This window comes from Gorillibacterium timonense, from assembly GCF_001457415.1.
In the GTDB taxonomy this organism is placed as follows: Bacteria; Bacillota; Bacilli; order Paenibacillales; family NBRC-103111; genus Gorillibacterium; species Gorillibacterium timonense.
Window position 1 is genome coordinate 2,133,342 of the sequence record NZ_LN881724.1, and the last position, 15,067, is coordinate 2,148,408.

A 15,067-nucleotide genomic window follows, 5' to 3' on the forward strand; every position below is an offset into this window, starting at 1 on the left:
AGGTGCATTTCTCTGTTTATGAGCGTAATAACAAGTCATTTAGATAAAAGAAAAAACCCTTCCGAAGAAGAGTTTGTTTTTAAGATGTGGTGCGGTCGAGAGGACTTGAACCTCCACGGCTGTTACACCACTAGAACCTGAATCTAGCGCGTCTGCCAATTCCGCCACGACCGCACATTTCGTGCATTTGCTGCTGTTCGACTTGGCTTGTCGAACAACCGAGGATTACTATAGCATGACCCTCGGTTGTTTGGCAAGCTGTAGGCTCAAAGTCGCGCTAGCCAAACAATTCAGCCAATTCACGCTCAATTCGGCCTAACATGAAGCAACTGCGGGCCTTTAGGAATTTTGAATATCCACAAACCCTTTGCCGAAGACATCCTGCAGATTGTGAATCGTAAGGAACGCCTCACGATCCGTGGCTTTGACGATTTTCTTCAGCATGGCGATCTCCTGTTTGCTGAGCACGATATAGAGAACACCCATCGAGGCCTTCGTATAATGCCCCTGGCCGCTTAATACCGTTACGCCCCGATCCATCAGCTTGTTCACCTGATCCGCGATCCGTTCCTGCTCCTTGGAGATGATCGTCACAGCCTTCGTCGGGTTCAGCCCGGCAATGACGAGCTCCATCACCTTGGTGGCCACAACCAGCATGATGATGGTGAACATCAGCCGTTCCGGTCCGATGATAAAGTAGGAGCACAAGGCAACAAGCACATCGCAGAACAAAAGGGCGTAGCTGATGTTCCAATCCCAAAACTTGTTCAAGAACTTGGCAATGATGACGGTGCCTGCCGTGGTGCCCCCTACCCGAACGATGAGCCCGATGCCCGCCCCAATGATGGCTCCACCGAAGATGGCGTTGACCATTTGATCGTTCGCAACGATCCGCCACCCCTCCGTTAGGTGGAGGAACAATGAATGGCAGGAGACGGCAACGATCGTATAGACGATCGTTTTCTTGGGAAGGAAGCGATACCCAATCGCTAGCAGCAGCATATTGATGATCAAGCTGGTCAAGCCCGGCGGCCATTCCAGCATGTAGTATAAAATGATCGTAACGCCAACCACGCCGCCCTCACCGAATTCGTGAGGGATAACAAATACGTTTATGCCGAGCGCAAAGGCGAAAGCCCCCAATAGGATAACGAGTAAATCCAAAAGTGTTCTTTTCATCTCTTCCACACAGCCTACTCTCCGCAATCGTTCTCGTGACCCTACCCAGCCGGGTCACGCTTCATTCCTTCATTTAATCACGGATTTCGCAGCCTCTCAAGCCGCTGTGCTACCATGCTACTAGTTTACCAAACTGAAGACTGGGGCCTGGAGCAGAGTTGGAGCGTCAAGATTGAGCTGCACGGTAAACCTCTTCCCCTAACACATCGTTAACGGCCTTAATGAAATTCACATAAGCATAGTCGTGATCCACTCGCCCCGAATAGGATAATGAAAGGATCTGCTCCACCTTCGCAGAGTCGAATTGATAGCTGTCCGACAGCAATCGTTTCAATTCCTCTGCCGACCCACCTGCAGCAAACAAGCGTGCAGCCCTGTACACGGCATTTTCTTCGTAATGCCGCTGCCCCCAACCTTTCGACAACCGCTGCACCTCCAAACGAACTGCGATCCTCTTCGCCGCATACAGAACCGTCAGAATGATGCACAACAATCCCAAGATATGCAGCCCTTCATTCATGATGGGCTCCCTCCCTTTTCCCTAGAAGTTTTGCTACGCCCCAAAGCTTAGCATTTCCGATGTAAGCATGGGATTAAGGGAGCGGCCCTAGGTGTTAAAATCGTGTAAAGAAAAAGAGCCCTGAACGGGCTCTATTAATACTTATTAGAAGGACTGGATCAAATAAACCATTGCTAGCTTTTACGGACATGGTTTACTCAATTCCACTCAGTTCCCGATATAGCATTCTTGCATACGAATCAGTCATGCCGCTGATCTGCAGCAGAAAGATTTATTTCTGAATTGTATTATGCCTTAGACAGAATTCGAAAAGCTTGTGCAATTACCTTCAAAATTTTCAAGATCACTAATCATCTCTTCAGACAGCAGAACTCTTAATGCATCTCTTATACCAAATTGATTTTCCAGAATACAAAACAAAAAAAGAGTTCCGGCAAATTTGCTCGAAGCTCTTCATTGTAATGCGGTCAAGAGGACTTGAACCTCCACGTCATTGCTGACACTAGAACCTGAATCTAGCGCGTCTGCCAATTCCGCCATGACCGCGCAATATAGAATTTCCATTGTCCGACTAGGCTTGTCGAACAACCGAGGATCACTATAACATGATCCTCGGTCGCTTGGCAAGCTTTAATTTAAACAAATAGCTTCCTATACTCCCCGTAACCTTCTTCTTCCAGCTTGTCAATCGGCACGAAACGAAGAGCCGCGGAGTTGATGCAGTAACGCAAGCCGCCTTGATCCTGAGGACCGTCCGTGAAGACATGGCCGAGGTGGGAATCCGCTTCCTTACTGCGCACTTCGGTTCGGACCATGAAGTGGCTGTAATCGCCTTTCTCCTTCACTTTGTCGGCCTCGACCGGCTTGGTGAAGCTCGGCCAACCGCAGCCGGAATCGTACTTATCGAGCGATGTGAAGAGCGGCTCGCCAGAGACGATGTCCACGTACAGCCCCTCCTCACGATGATCGAAGAACTCATTGCGGAATGCCGGCTCGGTGGCGTTATTCTGCGTCACCTCATATTGCAGCGGGGTCAGCCTGTGCTTCAGCTCCTCCGGGCTCTCCTGCTTGGCCTTCTGAGACCAATGCTCCTCCAGAAAGCGATCCCGACCTGAGCCCTTGCGGTATTGCTTGTAGTGAGACGGATTCTTCTTATGAAAGTCCTGGTGGTACTCTTCCGCCGGATAGAAGGGCATGGCCGGTACGATCGGGGTGACGATCGGATGGCTGAAGCGGCCGCTTTCATTCAGCTTCTGCTTGGATTTCTCGGCAATGACTTTTTGCTCGTCGCTAAACGTAAAGATCGCGGTCCGATACGAATCTCCCCGATCGCAGAATTGCCCTTCCGCGTCGGTCGGATCGATCTGCTGCCAGAACACCTCCACCAGCTCCTCATAAGGGAAGATCGCGGGGTCGAAGGTGATTTGAACCGCTTCGGTATGCCCCGTCGTGCCGGAGCACACCTCCTTGTAGGTCGGATTTTCTTTATGGCCACCTGTATAGCCGGAGACGACCGAGATGATTCCGGGGCGCTCCTCAAAGGGAGTGATCATGCACCAGAAGCAGCCCCCTGCGAAGGTTGCCTTTTCCAATGAGTGGCCGGATTCCGGTAATATGCTGTCGTTCATTTGCCTATGCCTCCTGTCCTTAAACAAAGTTCTGCCGTTTCAGTATAGCATTTCACATGAGAGGGGCTCAAATGAACGATTCCCTCTCTTTCCCCTGTTCGAACCCAACAAAACACGCTATAATCGGGAAATGCTGTTTTTTAGAAAGAAGGAGGAACCGCAATGCCGCACGCACTCGCAAAGCCGACGCAAAATCGGCTGCAAGTTTTGATCAGCATCGTTCTCGCCATGCTGGTCGCTTCCATGGATACCACCATCATCAACACCACCATGCCGATCATCGTGAAGGATCTGGGGGGCTATCACCTCTATGCCTGGGCTTTCGCCTCTTATATGATCTTCTCCACGGTGCTGACCCCGATTGCCGGACGAATTTCGGATTTGTACGGCCGGAAGAACATATTAGCCATGGGAATCATCGTATTCCTATTCGGATCGCTCCTGTGCGGCCTTAGCCAAACCATGCTTCAATTGATTCTGTTCCGTGCGATTCAAGGGATTGGCGCCGGGATCATGAATCCTTTCCCCGCCATCATCGCGGGTGACCTGTACCCCATCGAAGAACGCGGCAAGATTCAAGCGCTCTTCTCCGCCATGTGGGGGATTTCGGCGGTAATCGCCCCTCTCTTCGGAGCGATGTTCACCGAATATGCCACTTGGCGGTGGATCTTCTACATCAACATACCCATCTGTCTCTTGTCGCTGTTCTTCCTTCGCGCGTACAAGGAAGAATATGAGCCGAGACCGGCGGCCGTCGATTATGGCGGAGCAGCGCTCTTCACCGTTGGCGTCAGCCTCACGCTCGCCGCAACCGCATTCGAGAAAGAGGCCGTCTGGCTCGTCCTCTCCGGGGTCGCGGTGCTCGCGCTGTTCGTCTGGTATGAGCGCCGACAAAAGTCGCCGATCGTGCCGCTCTCTCTGTTCAGAGGCGTGCCGATTCGGAGAATGAACATCAATGCCTTCCTCTCCAACGCTGCTTTATTTGGGACAGCCAGCTATGCGCCGACCTTCCTTCAGGAGCAGGGACACTCCACCTTCATCAGCGGTGTCGCCCTTCTCGCTCAATCTGTCGGTTGGATGCTGATGTCGGTTCCCGCCGGAAAACTGATCATGCGGTTCGGTTATGCGAAGCTCATGATCGTAGGGAACATTCTGCTTGTGTTGTCAGGCATTCAATTGTATTTCCTAACCGGAACCAGCAGTTACATCTATATGCTGCTCGCCTTGTTCATTCAAGGAATGGCCTTCGGCATTCTTGTTACCGTGACCATCATCGGAGCTCAACAATTCGTCGATGGTGATCAGAAGGGGGTCTCCACCTCGCTCATGATGTTTTCACGCAACATTGGCACCGCGGTCGGCGTAACCGTGATGGGAAGCCTGCTAACTGGGGCCGCCCAATTCATGACCGGCATCCATAACCTGTTCCTGTATGGATTGATCGTCAGCGTTCTCTCCTTGGCAACGTCCTTCCTGGTGCCGAATGAAACGCCGGCTGCTGAAAGTACACCGAACGCAGCCTAAAGGAACTCCGGAAGTTAGCTATTTGCTGTGGTTGACCAGTAAAGGCAGTCGCAACCGAATTGTTGGACAACCCCCAATCGGTCTCTAAACTACCCTAATTCGCATCATGGTTTTTCGATACAAATATCAATAAAGAAGCCCATCCGAAACGGATGGGCTTCTTTTCCTTCATCTTCATCAACTCAAAATTAGTTCGTGAATTCTTGCACCCAAGCGCCGTTGTAGTACCCTACTCCGATCTTGGTGTAATGCGTGTTCAAGATATTGGCTTTGTGTCCGGCGCTGTTCATCCAGGCGGTCATGACTTCCTGCGGAGTGCGCTGACCTTTGGCAATGTTCTCGCCTGCATAGGAATGCGGGATGCCATATCGGGTCATCATATCAAAAGGCGATCCGTACGTCGGAGACGTATGGCTGAAGTAATTGTTTACGATCATGTCCTTCGCCTTGTCGACGGCCATCTTGGAGAGGGCGGAGTCGAAGGTGAGCGGGCTCAGTCCGGCAGCGGCGCGTTCCTGGTTGACAATCGTTGCAACCTGCTTCGCATACGAAGTTGCCGTGTCTTCCTTGGCCGGCGTCGTTTGGGTCGGCGTCGAAGGAGCCGTCGTCGTCTTGCTCGGAATCGTGACGCTCATGCCTTCCCAGATGATATTAGGATTCTTGATCTGGGTGTTGGCCTGGATCAAAGACTGCAGAGACACTCCGTGGCTGACCGCGATCTTCCACATCGTATCGTTGGATTTCACGGTATATGCGGACGCCGCATCGGCGGTACCTGCGGTGAGAAACGGAGCGGCAAACAAGCTGCCCGCGAGTGCGGTTGTAAGCAGACGACGGGAGATAACAGCGGTTGTTCTATTCTTCAAAACGTACACTCTCCTTTGGCGGCCTGCGAGGTTAGCTGACGGATTCGGGAATAAGAGAGAGCTTCCCGGACGCTTTCGTCGATACGAGTCCAGCGTCTTCACCCCTAAAATGGGTTCCCCCGCGCTCCGGTCAAGAGCTTCGGCCTGAATGGTGTTCCTTGACCGCCTCTATTCTATCATAAGGAGAATGCGAAATGGCCCGGTAAATAATAGAAACCGGCTCTCCCCTAGAGAGAGAACCAGTTCTTCATGGGTTGTGCATGCGACGCCCTGAGGTGAATATAGTCATTTGTTTGCGGGTCGTAGCGGTAGTCCTTTCGCCATAACGGAGCGAATCGGATAACCTGCCGAAGTGCATGTAGAATGGTTCGTACTTCGGCATCTTGAATGATCGGATGCAGCGATAGCCGGACCCAGCCTGGTTTCTCCAGAAGGTTGCCCTTCTCGACCTGACGGCGGATGCGTTCCGATTCGTCCTTGGAGAGTCCGAAGAGAAAGTGACCGTACGTGCCCGCGCAGGAGCAGCCGCCGCGGGATTGAATGCCGAATCGGTCGTTCAACAGCCGGACGATCAATGGATAATGAATCGTCTCACAGGTAAAGGATACGACGGGAAGCCGCTCGCGAAGCTCATGATCGAGGATTCGGATTCCCGGTATCGCGTCCATCCCATTCAGCAATAGCTCCGTCAGCTGACATTCCCGCTCGCAGATTTCATCGGCCCCCATCTGCTCCTTCAAAGCGAAAGCGAGAGCCGCTTTCGCCGCCTGCAGGTAACCGGGCGTCCCTCCATCTTCTCGTTCTTCTTTGTCTTCCAAGTAAGTGACGCCGCCCCAGCGGTCGGTCCATAATACGGTTCCTCCACCCGGGAGGTCTGGAACCGGACCGACAACGAGCTTGGAATTGACCGCAAGCACGCCGCTCGAGCCCGGCCCGCCAAGAAATTTATGGGGAGAAAAATAAACAGCGTCCAACGCTTCCTCCGGATCATCCGGATGCATAGTCAACCGCGAATAGGGAGCAGAGGCGGTCCAATCGGCAAAGACAATTCCACCGTGCCGGTGCATGACTCGCGCCAGCTTGCCGAGCTCCGGCATGATCCCGGTCACGTTGGAGCACGAGGTAAAGGCTCCGATCTTTCTTTTGCGATGAGAATAGCTCTGAACGGCCTCTTCCAGTCGCTGCGCGCTGACTTGACCGCCTTCATCTGGCTCCAGCACAATCACATCCGCGATCGTCTCCTGCCAGGAGATCTGGTTGGAATGATGTTCCATATGCGTCACGAAGACGACCGGTCTCTCCTCCTCCGGGAGATCGACAGTCGGTTCCCAACCCGTCGGCATGCGCAAGCCGAGCAGTCTCTGCAGTTTGTTGACCGCAGCCGTCATGCCATTGCCGCAGAACAGCAGCAGATCATCCGGCCCCGCATGAATCTCATGCTTGATGAGGCGCTTGGCCTCCCGATAAGCATTCGTCACCATAGCACCGGTAAACGTTGCCTCGCTGTGGGTATTGGCCGCATAAGGACCGAAATCCTCGATCAGCTTCCGCTCGATCGGCCCATACATGCGGCCGCTTGCCGCCCAGTCCGCATACAGAATTCGCTGGATGCCATACGGAGTGCGGAACAATCCGTTGTATCCCAGAGTCTGTCGGCGAAATCGGGAAAAATGCTGCTCAAGCTCCCGGTGGCTCCTCGTGTAGTTGTCCAGTCGGCAAACTTCCTTCACCTACAGCCCCTCCGTTATTCCATGTAAGAGCAGAATATGCGGGGACTTCTCATGAGGTTTGCCTTTTGGCTGAAAACGAATTAAATGAACAGCTGCATATCCGCTTCAAGCGCATCCTTCAAGTACGTCTTCGCCTCGACAATTTCAAGCTCGGGTATGAACTCTTCCGGCTGAAAGCCCATGATCTCCACCGATAGCTTGCAGGCGTAGAACTTAATGTTCTTTTTGCGAGCACCCTTCAAGAAAGCAGACAAGGGCGGAGCATCATCGTCTTCCATCATCTCCAGGAGCATTTTCTTGCCGAGACCTGCATAGTTCATCCGCGACAAAGGCAGTTCATCCGGCCCCTTCGGGGTCATACGGCCGAGCATCTTTTCATAGAGCGTCTTGTCCTCATCGGTCAGCTTGTCCGGATCGCGTACGAGGAACAAGCCCCAGAAGGCGAAAAACATCGTCACCTCCACGTCCAGCTCGCGAGCGCTGTTCGCCAGAATCAAGGCGGCCATCGCTTTGTCGTATTCCCCGCTAAATACAAGCAGATTCATTCGTTTGTCCATCGTTGCTTCACTCCTCTTCGCTCCGTCTTCTGTCATTCGCCGTCTTCACGACCGCAATGATCTTGCGTTAGTTTTCACGAAGGGGAATCCAGGTATGCGCAAGCACCAGAAAACCAAGGCTGCAGCTGTGATAAATGCCATTATTCTTCACCAAACTCTATGTAAAAGGAAAACCCCCTTCGAGCGTAACGCGACGCTGAAGGGGGCGATTTCCTATCTATCGAAATGGCAGGATCTTGATAATGAAAAGAAGGATTATTCGTAGTAAGCGTTGATCATGCGGCCGATCTCCGAACCGGCTTGCTCTTCGTCAACCGGAATTCCTTGCTCGGCCCAACAATGGCGGCAAATCTCTTCACTGGCACAGGCGGCGGCATCATCGCAGGTGTAGCAAAATTGCAGCAGGTTCATCGTTACCTGATCGTTGTTCATCTCTTTCATCTCAATCACTCCCATCGTTGTTTACAAGTACATTGTAACACATTTCACAAAGAATAAAGTGATTTTTTTCACACTACTTATAAAATCTTTCTTTTCCCTGTTTCCCCTCTCGCCTGACATTTGTCACCCTCAACTCCTGACACCTCATACTGATGTTTCTCTCTTCTAAAAGCTAAGATAAGGACATGAAATTGATCGACGGTATGAACAAGAAGGAGCGGATGCGGCCTCATGGAAACCATCATTGAACTGGATAAAGTCAGCAAAACCTTTCAAGGCAAGAAAGCGGTAAACGGAATCAGCTTCCGCATCGATCAAGGCGAAATCGTCGCGATTCTCGGACCGAACGGGGCTGGCAAAACAACAACCCTCTCCATGCTGCTCGGCCTGCTTCGACCGACGGAAGGAACGATCCGTTTATTTGGACATGAGCCGGGCAAACGCGAGGTGCGGGAACGGATCGGAGCCATGCTGCAGGAAGTGAGCGTGATGGACCGGCTCCGTGTCCACGAATTGATTAGCTTGATCCGGTCGTATTACCCTCATCCCCTCACCCTGGAAGAATTAACTACGATCACGGGTCTCGCTAAAACCGACTTGAACCGCTACGCGGAGAAGCTCTCCGGCGGGCAAAAACGCAACCTGGGCTTTGCCCTCGCCCTTGCAGGAGATCCCGACCTTCTGTTCTTCGATGAGCCGACGGTAGGCTTGGATATCACAGCGAGACGTCGGTTCTGGGAGCAAGCGAGGCGGTTGGCTGATCAAGGCAAGACGATCGTATTCACCACTCACTATTTGCAGGAAGCAGATGATTTCGCCAAACGAATTCTGCTGTTCAACCAAGGGGAGCTCATTGCGGACGGAACTCCCGAGGAGATTAAATCCCGGATTCTCAAGCAATCGGTCTCTTTCCACTCCAATGAGGACAACCCAGAGCTTAGAGCGAAGCTGGCCGCACTGCCCGAGATCGACGATTGCTACTTCAAGGAAGGACGAATTACCGTCACAACTGACAATACGGACAAGGCTTTGACCGCCCTCATTCTCGGCCGATTCCCGATCCATGACATCCGGATCGATTCCGGCCGTTTAGATGAAGCCTTTGAACAATTGACCCATATCGCGGAGGAGAACTAAACCCATGATGACGATATTGAAAGCCCAATGCCGTGCAGAGCTGTTGCGCATTTTCCGAAACCCCTATTATGTCTTCTGGTCCCTCGCCATGCCGATCCTGTTCTATATCATCTTCACCCGCATTGTGAATACCGGAGCGGATAATCCCGGTTTATGGGAAGCTCATTATCTGATGTCGATGACCGCTTTTAGCGTAATGGGCTCCTCCATCATGACCCTCGGGATCCGCATGGTGCAGGAAAGAACAAACGGCTGGTCCACCTACCTGCGGATCACCCCGCTGCCCGGTTCTGTTTCCTTCGCAGGCAAAATGTTCGGGCAGACGATGATGCATCTCTTTTCCATCGCGATGATCTTCCTGGCGGGTTATCTGATCAATGGGGTAACCTTGAGCGCGGGTCAATGGTTGGCATGCGGGATTTGGATCTTGATCGCTTCTCTCCCCTTCCTCGCCCTGGGAACCATCATCGGCTCCATGCGTCGGGTCGACACGGCAAGCGGCGTCAGCAACGCGATCTACATGATCCTCGCCATAAGTGGAGGGATGTGGATGCCGATCGACATTCTCCCGAAGGTCATGCAGCACATTGCCAAGTGGCTGCCCTCGTATAATTTTGGCAGCGGAGCTTGGGAGATCGTGCGCGGGGCGCGTCCGGAATGGCATGCGGTCATGATCCTACTGGGCTACCTGGTCTTGTTTATGGTACTATCCTTCTATATTCGAAAAAAACAAGAAGTCGCATAGGAGCTGTCCGGTATGAAGAGATTCTCGGTCTTCCCCAAAAAATACGGCTATTATCCATTCATATGGCCAATCTACCTCATTCTTCCCGTCATCAATTTGCAGGGGGAAACCGGAGGGAAGCTCATTCTCGGCTACTTCATGCTGCTCGTGTTCCTCGTTTCATACCGTCAGCTCTACTGGGTGCACGGTAAAGCCTTTTCGATATGGCTTGGAATCCAGATGGCGATCACCGTCATTTTAGGCGTCTTATATAACCCCTACTGCTTATACCTGGGTTTCTTCTCTGCTAATTTCATCGGCTGGCATTCGTCAAAGACGGCTTTTAACCGGGCATATGCCACGTTTGCCGCATCGATCCTGCTCCCGCTGATCCTGCAAATCCGGCAATTGTCGGGAACTGATTTCATCTACCTCCTGCCGTTCTTTATGATCATGCTCGTATCTCCTTTCGGAATCCGCTCCCTCGGACGCAAGCAGCAGCTGGAAAAGGACCTTGGAGCGGCAAGGGAGCAGATTGCGGAGCTGGTCAAGCATGAGGAACGCGTTCGGATTGCCAGGGATTTACATGATACCTTGGGGCACACCTTGTCCTTAATCACCTTAAAGAGTCAGCTTGTCGAGAAACTCATCGCCAAAAATCCGGAGAGAGCCGCCCAGGAAGCTCGGGACATCGAACAGACCTCCCGCGCCGCCCTTCGTCAAGTGCGCGAGCTGGTATCCAATATGCGGGCTTTGACCATCACGGAGGAGCTTGCTTCCTCCACGGATATTCTGGATGCAGCCGGAATCACTCTCCGGACGAACTACCCGGGAGACTTATCGGCGGTGAACGGCTTGACGCAGAATATCCTGGGCCTCTGCATCAAGGAAGCGGTCACCAACATCGTCAAACACAGCGGGGCAAAGGAATGCCTCATTCAGGTGAAGCTTTCCCCCTCCTTGATCACCCTGTCCATTGAGGATGACGGGTTCGGGTTGGGCTCAAAGCCGCATTCGAACGGCAACGGGATCAAGGGGATGCAGGAACGCCTTGCCTTGATCGAAGGCACACTGGAGATTGGATCGAGAATGGGGAATCCGGGAACACGGCTCTCGGTTCGCGTTCCTATTGTGCAAAAAGGAAAAAAGGAAGGTGATACGGCATGATCCGTATCGTCATTGCCGAAGATCAGGGAATGCTCCGGGGTGCGCTTGCCTCCCTGCTGGAGCTCGAAAGTGATCTGGAGGTTGTCGCGCAAGCGAGAAACGGAGAGGAAGCCCTTGCCTTCATCGAGGAATATAAGCCGGATGTAAGCTTGCTCGACATCGAGATGCCGTTGAAGAGCGGATTGGACGTTGCCGAGCATATCCGGGAACGCGGCTTGCCGACTCGTGTCATGATCCTCACGACCTTCCAACGCCCCGGCTATTTCGAACGCGCCGTGAAAGCGGGAGTGCTCGGTTATCTGCTTAAGGATGAACCTAGCGACCGATTGGCCGAAGCGATCCGCCGGGTAGCGGCAGGTTATCGGGAGGTCTCACCCGAGTTGGCGTTTGGCATCATGCGGGACGAGAACCCGCTTACCGAGCGTGAGCGTGAGATTTTACGGCTCGCCGGCAGCGGTCTAGCCGCTGGCCAGATCGCTGAAACCTTGTTCCTCTCGCATGGAACCGTGCGCAACTATATCTCGGAAATCCTCAGTAAGCTTGAAGTGAAGAGTCGGATCGAGGCCGTGCGTTTAGCGGAAGAAAAGGGTTGGATCTAACGAAGAGCAGACCACCCCTTTTTGGAGAGCTGTTCCGAATTCCATCTCATTGAACTCAAGCTCTAACCAAAAAAAGAAGGAGCAGCATCCTGCAATGAATGAGAATGAACAAGCCTATTATCTAACGATCTTAGCCAACTACTCCCTGCCCAAGGTTCTTTCGGTTGAAACGCGGGACAGCGGCATGAACAACACCACCCGGTACGCCGTCCTCGAGGATAGAAGCGTCCGGGTGCTGCGCATTTATGAGAATCATCAAGATCTGGATAAGCTGCGTGCTGAGCACGAAGTCCTTCTGCAGTTGCAACGGCAGGTGCTCCCTTTCGCTGTTCCTTATCCGGTGACCACGAAATCCGGCCTTACTTGGGTAGAGGCCGAGGACGGCAAACTCGCCTCCCTCTTCCCGTATCTGAACGGAAGCAGGCCTTCCTCGGACCTGCACGAAATGGCTAGTGAATACGGCCGTGTAGTTGGCTCCCTTGTTCAAGCTATGGCTGTTCTGGAAGTGAAGGAGTCGCCTGCCTATCCTCCCTATGACGAACGGTTGGATACTCCCCGTGAAATCTTGCTTGCTGTCGAAAACGACTTTGAAACCCATCCCGTGCTGGCATCACTTATGGAAGACGTCCGTTATCTGATTGATCGATTCAAAGCGTTACAAGAAAAAGCCGAGGAAGTTCGCGGACTTCCCCGGCAATGGATTCACGGCGACTTCTCTTATGCAAATGCATTAGTGGAAGGGAATCGGGTGTCCGCTGTTCTCGATTTCGAATTCGCCACGCGGGATATCCGCGCCATGGAGTTGGCGGTCTGCCTCGCGGAGCAGCTATCAGCTCCCGGAGGTATATCCTCATCCAGCATGACGGACATGCTCTCCGGTTACCAGAGCGTTTTTCCTCTCGAAGCCTCCGAGCTTCGCCTACTCCCGCCATTGATCCAGCTTCGCAAGCTAGACGTCTTCCTGCATTTCTGGGAGCGTTTCACGGCTGGGTTGGACCCGGTTCAGGTGCTGATGGAGCAAACGGAGCGGGCCGCTGCCGTCTGCCGCTTCGTCGATGAGCACGTATCCTCGTTCATCGCAGATTAACGAACCGCGACCTCCAATACTTCCCCCATGTTATCGCGAATAATCAAATCTGCTGCACGGTCATACGCAGTAGCTGTCTTGTTCAACAGCACAAGCTGGTTTCCTCGGAAGTATCGAACAAGAGCTGCTGCGGGTGTAACCGTGAGCGAGGTTCCTCCAACCATCAGCAGATCCGCTTCTTGTAACAGCTGGACCGCCTGCTCTAGCGTTGAGAGATCAAGGCTTTCTTCATAGAGGACGACATCCGGTTTGATGATTCCGCTGCAGGCCGGACAATGCGGAACAATTTCGCTGCTTCCGGTAACGGTAGACAGCGGGTGCTTATGTCCGCAGTTCATGCAAGTGTTGCGCAGCACAGAGCCGTGCAGCTCAACGACTCGACGGCTTCCCGCCAACTGATGAAGCCCGTCGATGTTCTGCGTGATGATGCCGGTAAGCCGCCCTTCCCGCTCTAACCGGGCGAGCGCCCGATGGGCGCCGCTCGGCTTGGAGTCGGGATGCAGCATCTTCGCACGATAGAACGCGAAGAACTCGTCGGGATGGCGGTCGAAGAAGCTGCGGCTGAGCATCGTCTCCGGTGGATATTCGAAGCCGCTCTCCGTTCGATAGAGCCCCGAGGCTGAACGGAAATCGGGAATCCCGCTTTCGGTGGACGTTCCCGCCCCTCCAAAGAAAACGATACGTTCGGCTCCCTGGATGATCCTCGCGAGCTTCTCGGCTGATTCCATCACAGGCACACTCTCTCCCCCTATCCGCACCTGTTAAACCGCTTTGTTCCCTCTCTAAACACATTTCTTACAACGAGATGGAATGTTGCGCTTCCTTTAAAACCTCCGCGGAGGCTTTCAGCTTCCGGCGTTCGTCCTCCGTGAGATCCAGATGAAGAACTTCAACGATACCGCTTCGTCCGACCACGCAAGGCATTCCCAAGTACAGATCGTCCAATCCGTATTGCTCCTTGATTAAGGTGGAAACCGTCAGAATGGAATGCTCGTCGCGAAGGATGCACTTGGTCAATTTGGCGAGGGCAACGGCAATTCCGTAATAGGTCGCGCCTTTGAGCTGGATGATTTGATAAGCGGCGTCGCGAACATTGGCGAAGATTTCATCCAGTTCCTCAGGCTTCGGAGCCTTGTCCGGGTTCGCCTTGCCATATTCCGGCAAGCGCAGTCCGCCGATGTTGGCATGGCTCCACACCGGAAGCTCCGTATCCCCATGCTCCCCGATGATATAAGCGTGGACGTTGCGGGTATCTACCTGCAGATGTTGCCCGAGCAAGAAGCGGAGTCTGGCGGTATCCAGAATCGTACCGGACCCGATTACACGTTCGGCTGGGAGACCCGAGTATTTCCAGGTGGCGTAAGTCAGCACATCTACGGGATTCGTCGCGATCAGGAAAATGCCATTGAACCCGCTGTTCATCACTTCCTCCACGATGCCGCGGAAGATTTTCGAATTCTTGCCGATCAGATCGAGGCGGGTTTCGCCCGGTCCTTGATTCGCTCCAGCTGTGATAACGACGATATCCGCGTCCTTGCAATCGGAATAATCGCCTGCCCAGATTTTTATTGGAGAGACAAAAGGAAGTCCGTGATTCAGATCCTTGACGTCACCGAGTGCCTTGTCCTTGTTTTTATCGATAATGACCAGTTCCTTTGCAATTCCGCGGTTCAGCAATGCAAACGCATAGCTTGCCCCGACTTGTCCGGCACCGATCAGCACCACACGATCGCCCTTTTTGCTCATGTCCTTCAGCTCCTTAAGTATGTATGGTTCTCTTCTACCGAAGAGAATAGCAGATTCGCCAACGCCATGCAATTTCTTTGCCCGCTCTTCCGCCCCCTTGCAAAAACGCCTGGATCTCCTGACGGAGTATCCAGACGTCTTCTATACATTATGGCTCTCGCC

The 15,067-nt window shown here is 53.0% G+C and carries 16 protein-coding genes, 2 tRNA genes and 1 riboswitch; of the genes, 7 read left to right on the top strand and 11 right to left on the bottom strand.

Going from position 1 to position 15,067, the window contains the following annotated elements:
• Positions 1 to 87: 87 nt before the first annotated feature.
• The 5 genes from BN2684_RS22415 to msrA all read right to left on the bottom strand — a co-directional run bounded on the left by BN2684_RS22415 (position 88) and on the right by msrA (position 3,327).
• A tRNA-Leu gene (locus BN2684_RS22415) sits at positions 88 to 174 on the bottom strand.
• Between the two features lie 165 nt (positions 175 to 339).
• Entirely contained in the window at positions 340 to 1,179 is an 840-nt protein-coding gene (locus tag BN2684_RS22420) for a YitT family protein (RefSeq protein WP_058304687.1), read from the bottom strand.
• Positions 1,180 to 1,345: 166 nt separating this feature from the next.
• Entirely contained in the window at positions 1,346 to 1,699 is a 354-nt protein-coding gene (locus BN2684_RS22425) for a hypothetical protein (protein WP_058304295.1), read from the bottom strand.
• Between the two features lie 462 nt (positions 1,700 to 2,161).
• Positions 2,162 to 2,245: transfer RNA gene (locus BN2684_RS22430), tRNA-Leu, on the bottom strand.
• Positions 2,246 to 2,334: 89 nt separating this feature from the next.
• A complete protein-coding gene (gene msrA / locus BN2684_RS22435) occupies positions 2,335 to 3,327 on the bottom strand; it encodes a peptide-methionine (S)-S-oxide reductase MsrA (RefSeq protein ID WP_058304296.1) in 993 nt (330 codons plus the stop codon).
• A 162-nt stretch (positions 3,328 to 3,489) separates the two neighbouring features.
• Here msrA and BN2684_RS22440 point away from each other — a divergent pair, with 162 nt between their 5' ends.
• Positions 3,490 to 4,851 carry an MDR family MFS transporter gene (locus BN2684_RS22440; protein ID WP_058304297.1) on the top strand — a complete coding sequence of 454 codons (1,362 nt, stop codon included), beginning with the start codon at positions 3,490 to 3,492 and terminating at the stop codon, positions 4,849 to 4,851.
• Positions 4,852 to 5,039: 188 nt separating this feature from the next.
• Here the strand turns inward: BN2684_RS22440 and BN2684_RS22445 are convergent, their stop codons facing one another.
• The 3 genes from BN2684_RS22445 to BN2684_RS22455 form a co-directional block, all read right to left on the bottom strand.
• Entirely contained in the window at positions 5,040 to 5,717 is a 678-nt protein-coding gene (locus BN2684_RS22445; RefSeq protein ID WP_234340303.1) for a CAP domain-containing protein, read from the bottom strand.
• 5 nt (positions 5,718 to 5,722) lie between these two features.
• A riboswitch (cyclic di-AMP (ydaO/yuaA leader) is annotated at positions 5,723 to 5,872 on the bottom strand.
• A 72-nt stretch (positions 5,873 to 5,944) separates the two neighbouring features.
• Entirely contained in the window at positions 5,945 to 7,447 is a 1,503-nt protein-coding gene (locus BN2684_RS22450; protein WP_058304298.1) for an aminotransferase class V-fold PLP-dependent enzyme, read from the bottom strand.
• An 80-nt stretch (positions 7,448 to 7,527) separates the two neighbouring features.
• The gene (locus BN2684_RS22455; protein WP_058304299.1) at positions 7,528 to 8,004 is read right to left on the bottom strand and encodes a DsrE/DsrF/DrsH-like family protein; all 477 of its coding nucleotides are present in this window, start codon (positions 8,002 to 8,004) and stop codon (positions 7,528 to 7,530) included.
• 94 nt (positions 8,005 to 8,098) lie between these two features.
• On the opposite strand from BN2684_RS22455, the gene BN2684_RS24620 reads away from it, so the two are divergent.
• Positions 8,099 to 8,269, top strand: a complete 171-nt coding sequence (locus BN2684_RS24620) for a hypothetical protein (RefSeq protein ID WP_159065831.1) — start codon at positions 8,099 to 8,101, stop codon at positions 8,267 to 8,269.
• Here the strand turns inward: BN2684_RS24620 and BN2684_RS22460 are convergent.
• A complete protein-coding gene (locus BN2684_RS22460) occupies positions 8,260 to 8,445 on the bottom strand; it encodes a hypothetical protein (protein WP_058304300.1) in 186 nt (61 codons plus the stop codon). The two genes, BN2684_RS24620 and BN2684_RS22460, sit on opposite strands and share 10 nt — an antisense overlap.
• Before the next feature lie 231 nt (positions 8,446 to 8,676).
• On the opposite strand from BN2684_RS22460, the gene BN2684_RS22465 reads away from it, so the two are divergent.
• From BN2684_RS22465 to BN2684_RS22485, 5 genes are all read left to right on the top strand, one after another.
• Positions 8,677 to 9,582, top strand: coding sequence for an ABC transporter ATP-binding protein (locus BN2684_RS22465; RefSeq protein WP_058304301.1), 906 nt, complete (start codon positions 8,677 to 8,679; stop codon positions 9,580 to 9,582).
• Between the two features lie 7 nt (positions 9,583 to 9,589).
• Positions 9,590 to 10,327 carry an ABC transporter permease gene (locus BN2684_RS22470; protein ID WP_108722270.1) on the top strand — a complete coding sequence of 246 codons (738 nt, stop codon included), beginning with the start codon at positions 9,590 to 9,592 and terminating at the stop codon, positions 10,325 to 10,327.
• Between the two features lie 12 nt (positions 10,328 to 10,339).
• Positions 10,340 to 11,473, top strand: coding sequence for a sensor histidine kinase (locus tag BN2684_RS22475; RefSeq protein ID WP_058304303.1), 1,134 nt, complete (start codon positions 10,340 to 10,342; stop codon positions 11,471 to 11,473).
• Positions 11,470 to 12,072, top strand: a complete 603-nt coding sequence (locus BN2684_RS22480) for a response regulator transcription factor (protein ID WP_058304304.1) — start codon at positions 11,470 to 11,472, stop codon at positions 12,070 to 12,072. Before BN2684_RS22475 ends, BN2684_RS22480 begins: the two co-directional genes overlap by 4 nt.
• Before the next feature lie 94 nt (positions 12,073 to 12,166).
• Positions 12,167 to 13,159, top strand: a complete 993-nt coding sequence (locus tag BN2684_RS22485) for a phosphotransferase (RefSeq protein ID WP_058304305.1) — start codon at positions 12,167 to 12,169, stop codon at positions 13,157 to 13,159.
• Here the strand turns inward: BN2684_RS22485 and BN2684_RS22490 are convergent.
• Together BN2684_RS22490 and BN2684_RS22495 are read right to left on the bottom strand one after the other, a co-directional pair.
• Complete coding sequence (locus BN2684_RS22490) at positions 13,156 to 13,887, bottom strand: NAD-dependent protein deacylase (RefSeq protein WP_058304306.1); 732 nt, start codon at positions 13,885 to 13,887, stop codon at positions 13,156 to 13,158. The two genes, BN2684_RS22485 and BN2684_RS22490, sit on opposite strands and share 4 nt — an antisense overlap.
• Positions 13,888 to 13,954: 67 nt before the next feature.
• Positions 13,955 to 14,905 (bottom strand): L-lactate dehydrogenase, encoded by a 951-nt coding sequence (locus tag BN2684_RS22495; protein WP_058304307.1) that lies wholly within the window; start codon positions 14,903 to 14,905, stop codon positions 13,955 to 13,957.
• Positions 14,906 to 15,067 lie beyond the last annotated feature (162 nt).

Coding starts and splice junctions, on each gene's coding strand:
- BN2684_RS22420 (WP_058304687.1), bottom strand. CDS start 1,179: ATGAAAAGAACACTTTTGGATTTACTCGTTATCCTATTGGGGGCTTTC.
- BN2684_RS22425 (WP_058304295.1), bottom strand. CDS start 1,699: ATGAATGAAGGGCTGCATATCTTGGGATTGTTGTGCATCATTCTGACG.
- msrA (WP_058304296.1), bottom strand. CDS start 3,327: ATGAACGACAGCATATTACCGGAATCCGGCCACTCATTGGAAAAGGCA.
- BN2684_RS22440 (WP_058304297.1), top strand. CDS start 3,490: ATGCCGCACGCACTCGCAAAGCCGACGCAAAATCGGCTGCAAGTTTTG.
- BN2684_RS22455 (WP_058304299.1), bottom strand. CDS start 8,004: ATGGACAAACGAATGAATCTGCTTGTATTTAGCGGGGAATACGACAAA.
- BN2684_RS24620 (WP_159065831.1), top strand. CDS start 8,099: ATGCGCAAGCACCAGAAAACCAAGGCTGCAGCTGTGATAAATGCCATT.
- BN2684_RS22460 (WP_058304300.1), bottom strand. CDS start 8,445: ATGAAAGAGATGAACAACGATCAGGTAACGATGAACCTGCTGCAATTT.
- BN2684_RS22465 (WP_058304301.1), top strand. CDS start 8,677: ATGGAAACCATCATTGAACTGGATAAAGTCAGCAAAACCTTTCAAGGC.
- BN2684_RS22470 (WP_108722270.1), top strand. CDS start 9,590: ATGACGATATTGAAAGCCCAATGCCGTGCAGAGCTGTTGCGCATTTTC.
- BN2684_RS22475 (WP_058304303.1), top strand. CDS start 10,340: ATGAAGAGATTCTCGGTCTTCCCCAAAAAATACGGCTATTATCCATTC.
- BN2684_RS22480 (WP_058304304.1), top strand. CDS start 11,470: ATGATCCGTATCGTCATTGCCGAAGATCAGGGAATGCTCCGGGGTGCG.
- BN2684_RS22485 (WP_058304305.1), top strand. CDS start 12,167: ATGAATGAGAATGAACAAGCCTATTATCTAACGATCTTAGCCAACTAC.
- BN2684_RS22490 (WP_058304306.1), bottom strand. CDS start 13,887: ATGGAATCAGCCGAGAAGCTCGCGAGGATCATCCAGGGAGCCGAACGT.
- BN2684_RS22495 (WP_058304307.1), bottom strand. CDS start 14,905: ATGAGCAAAAAGGGCGATCGTGTGGTGCTGATCGGTGCCGGACAAGTC.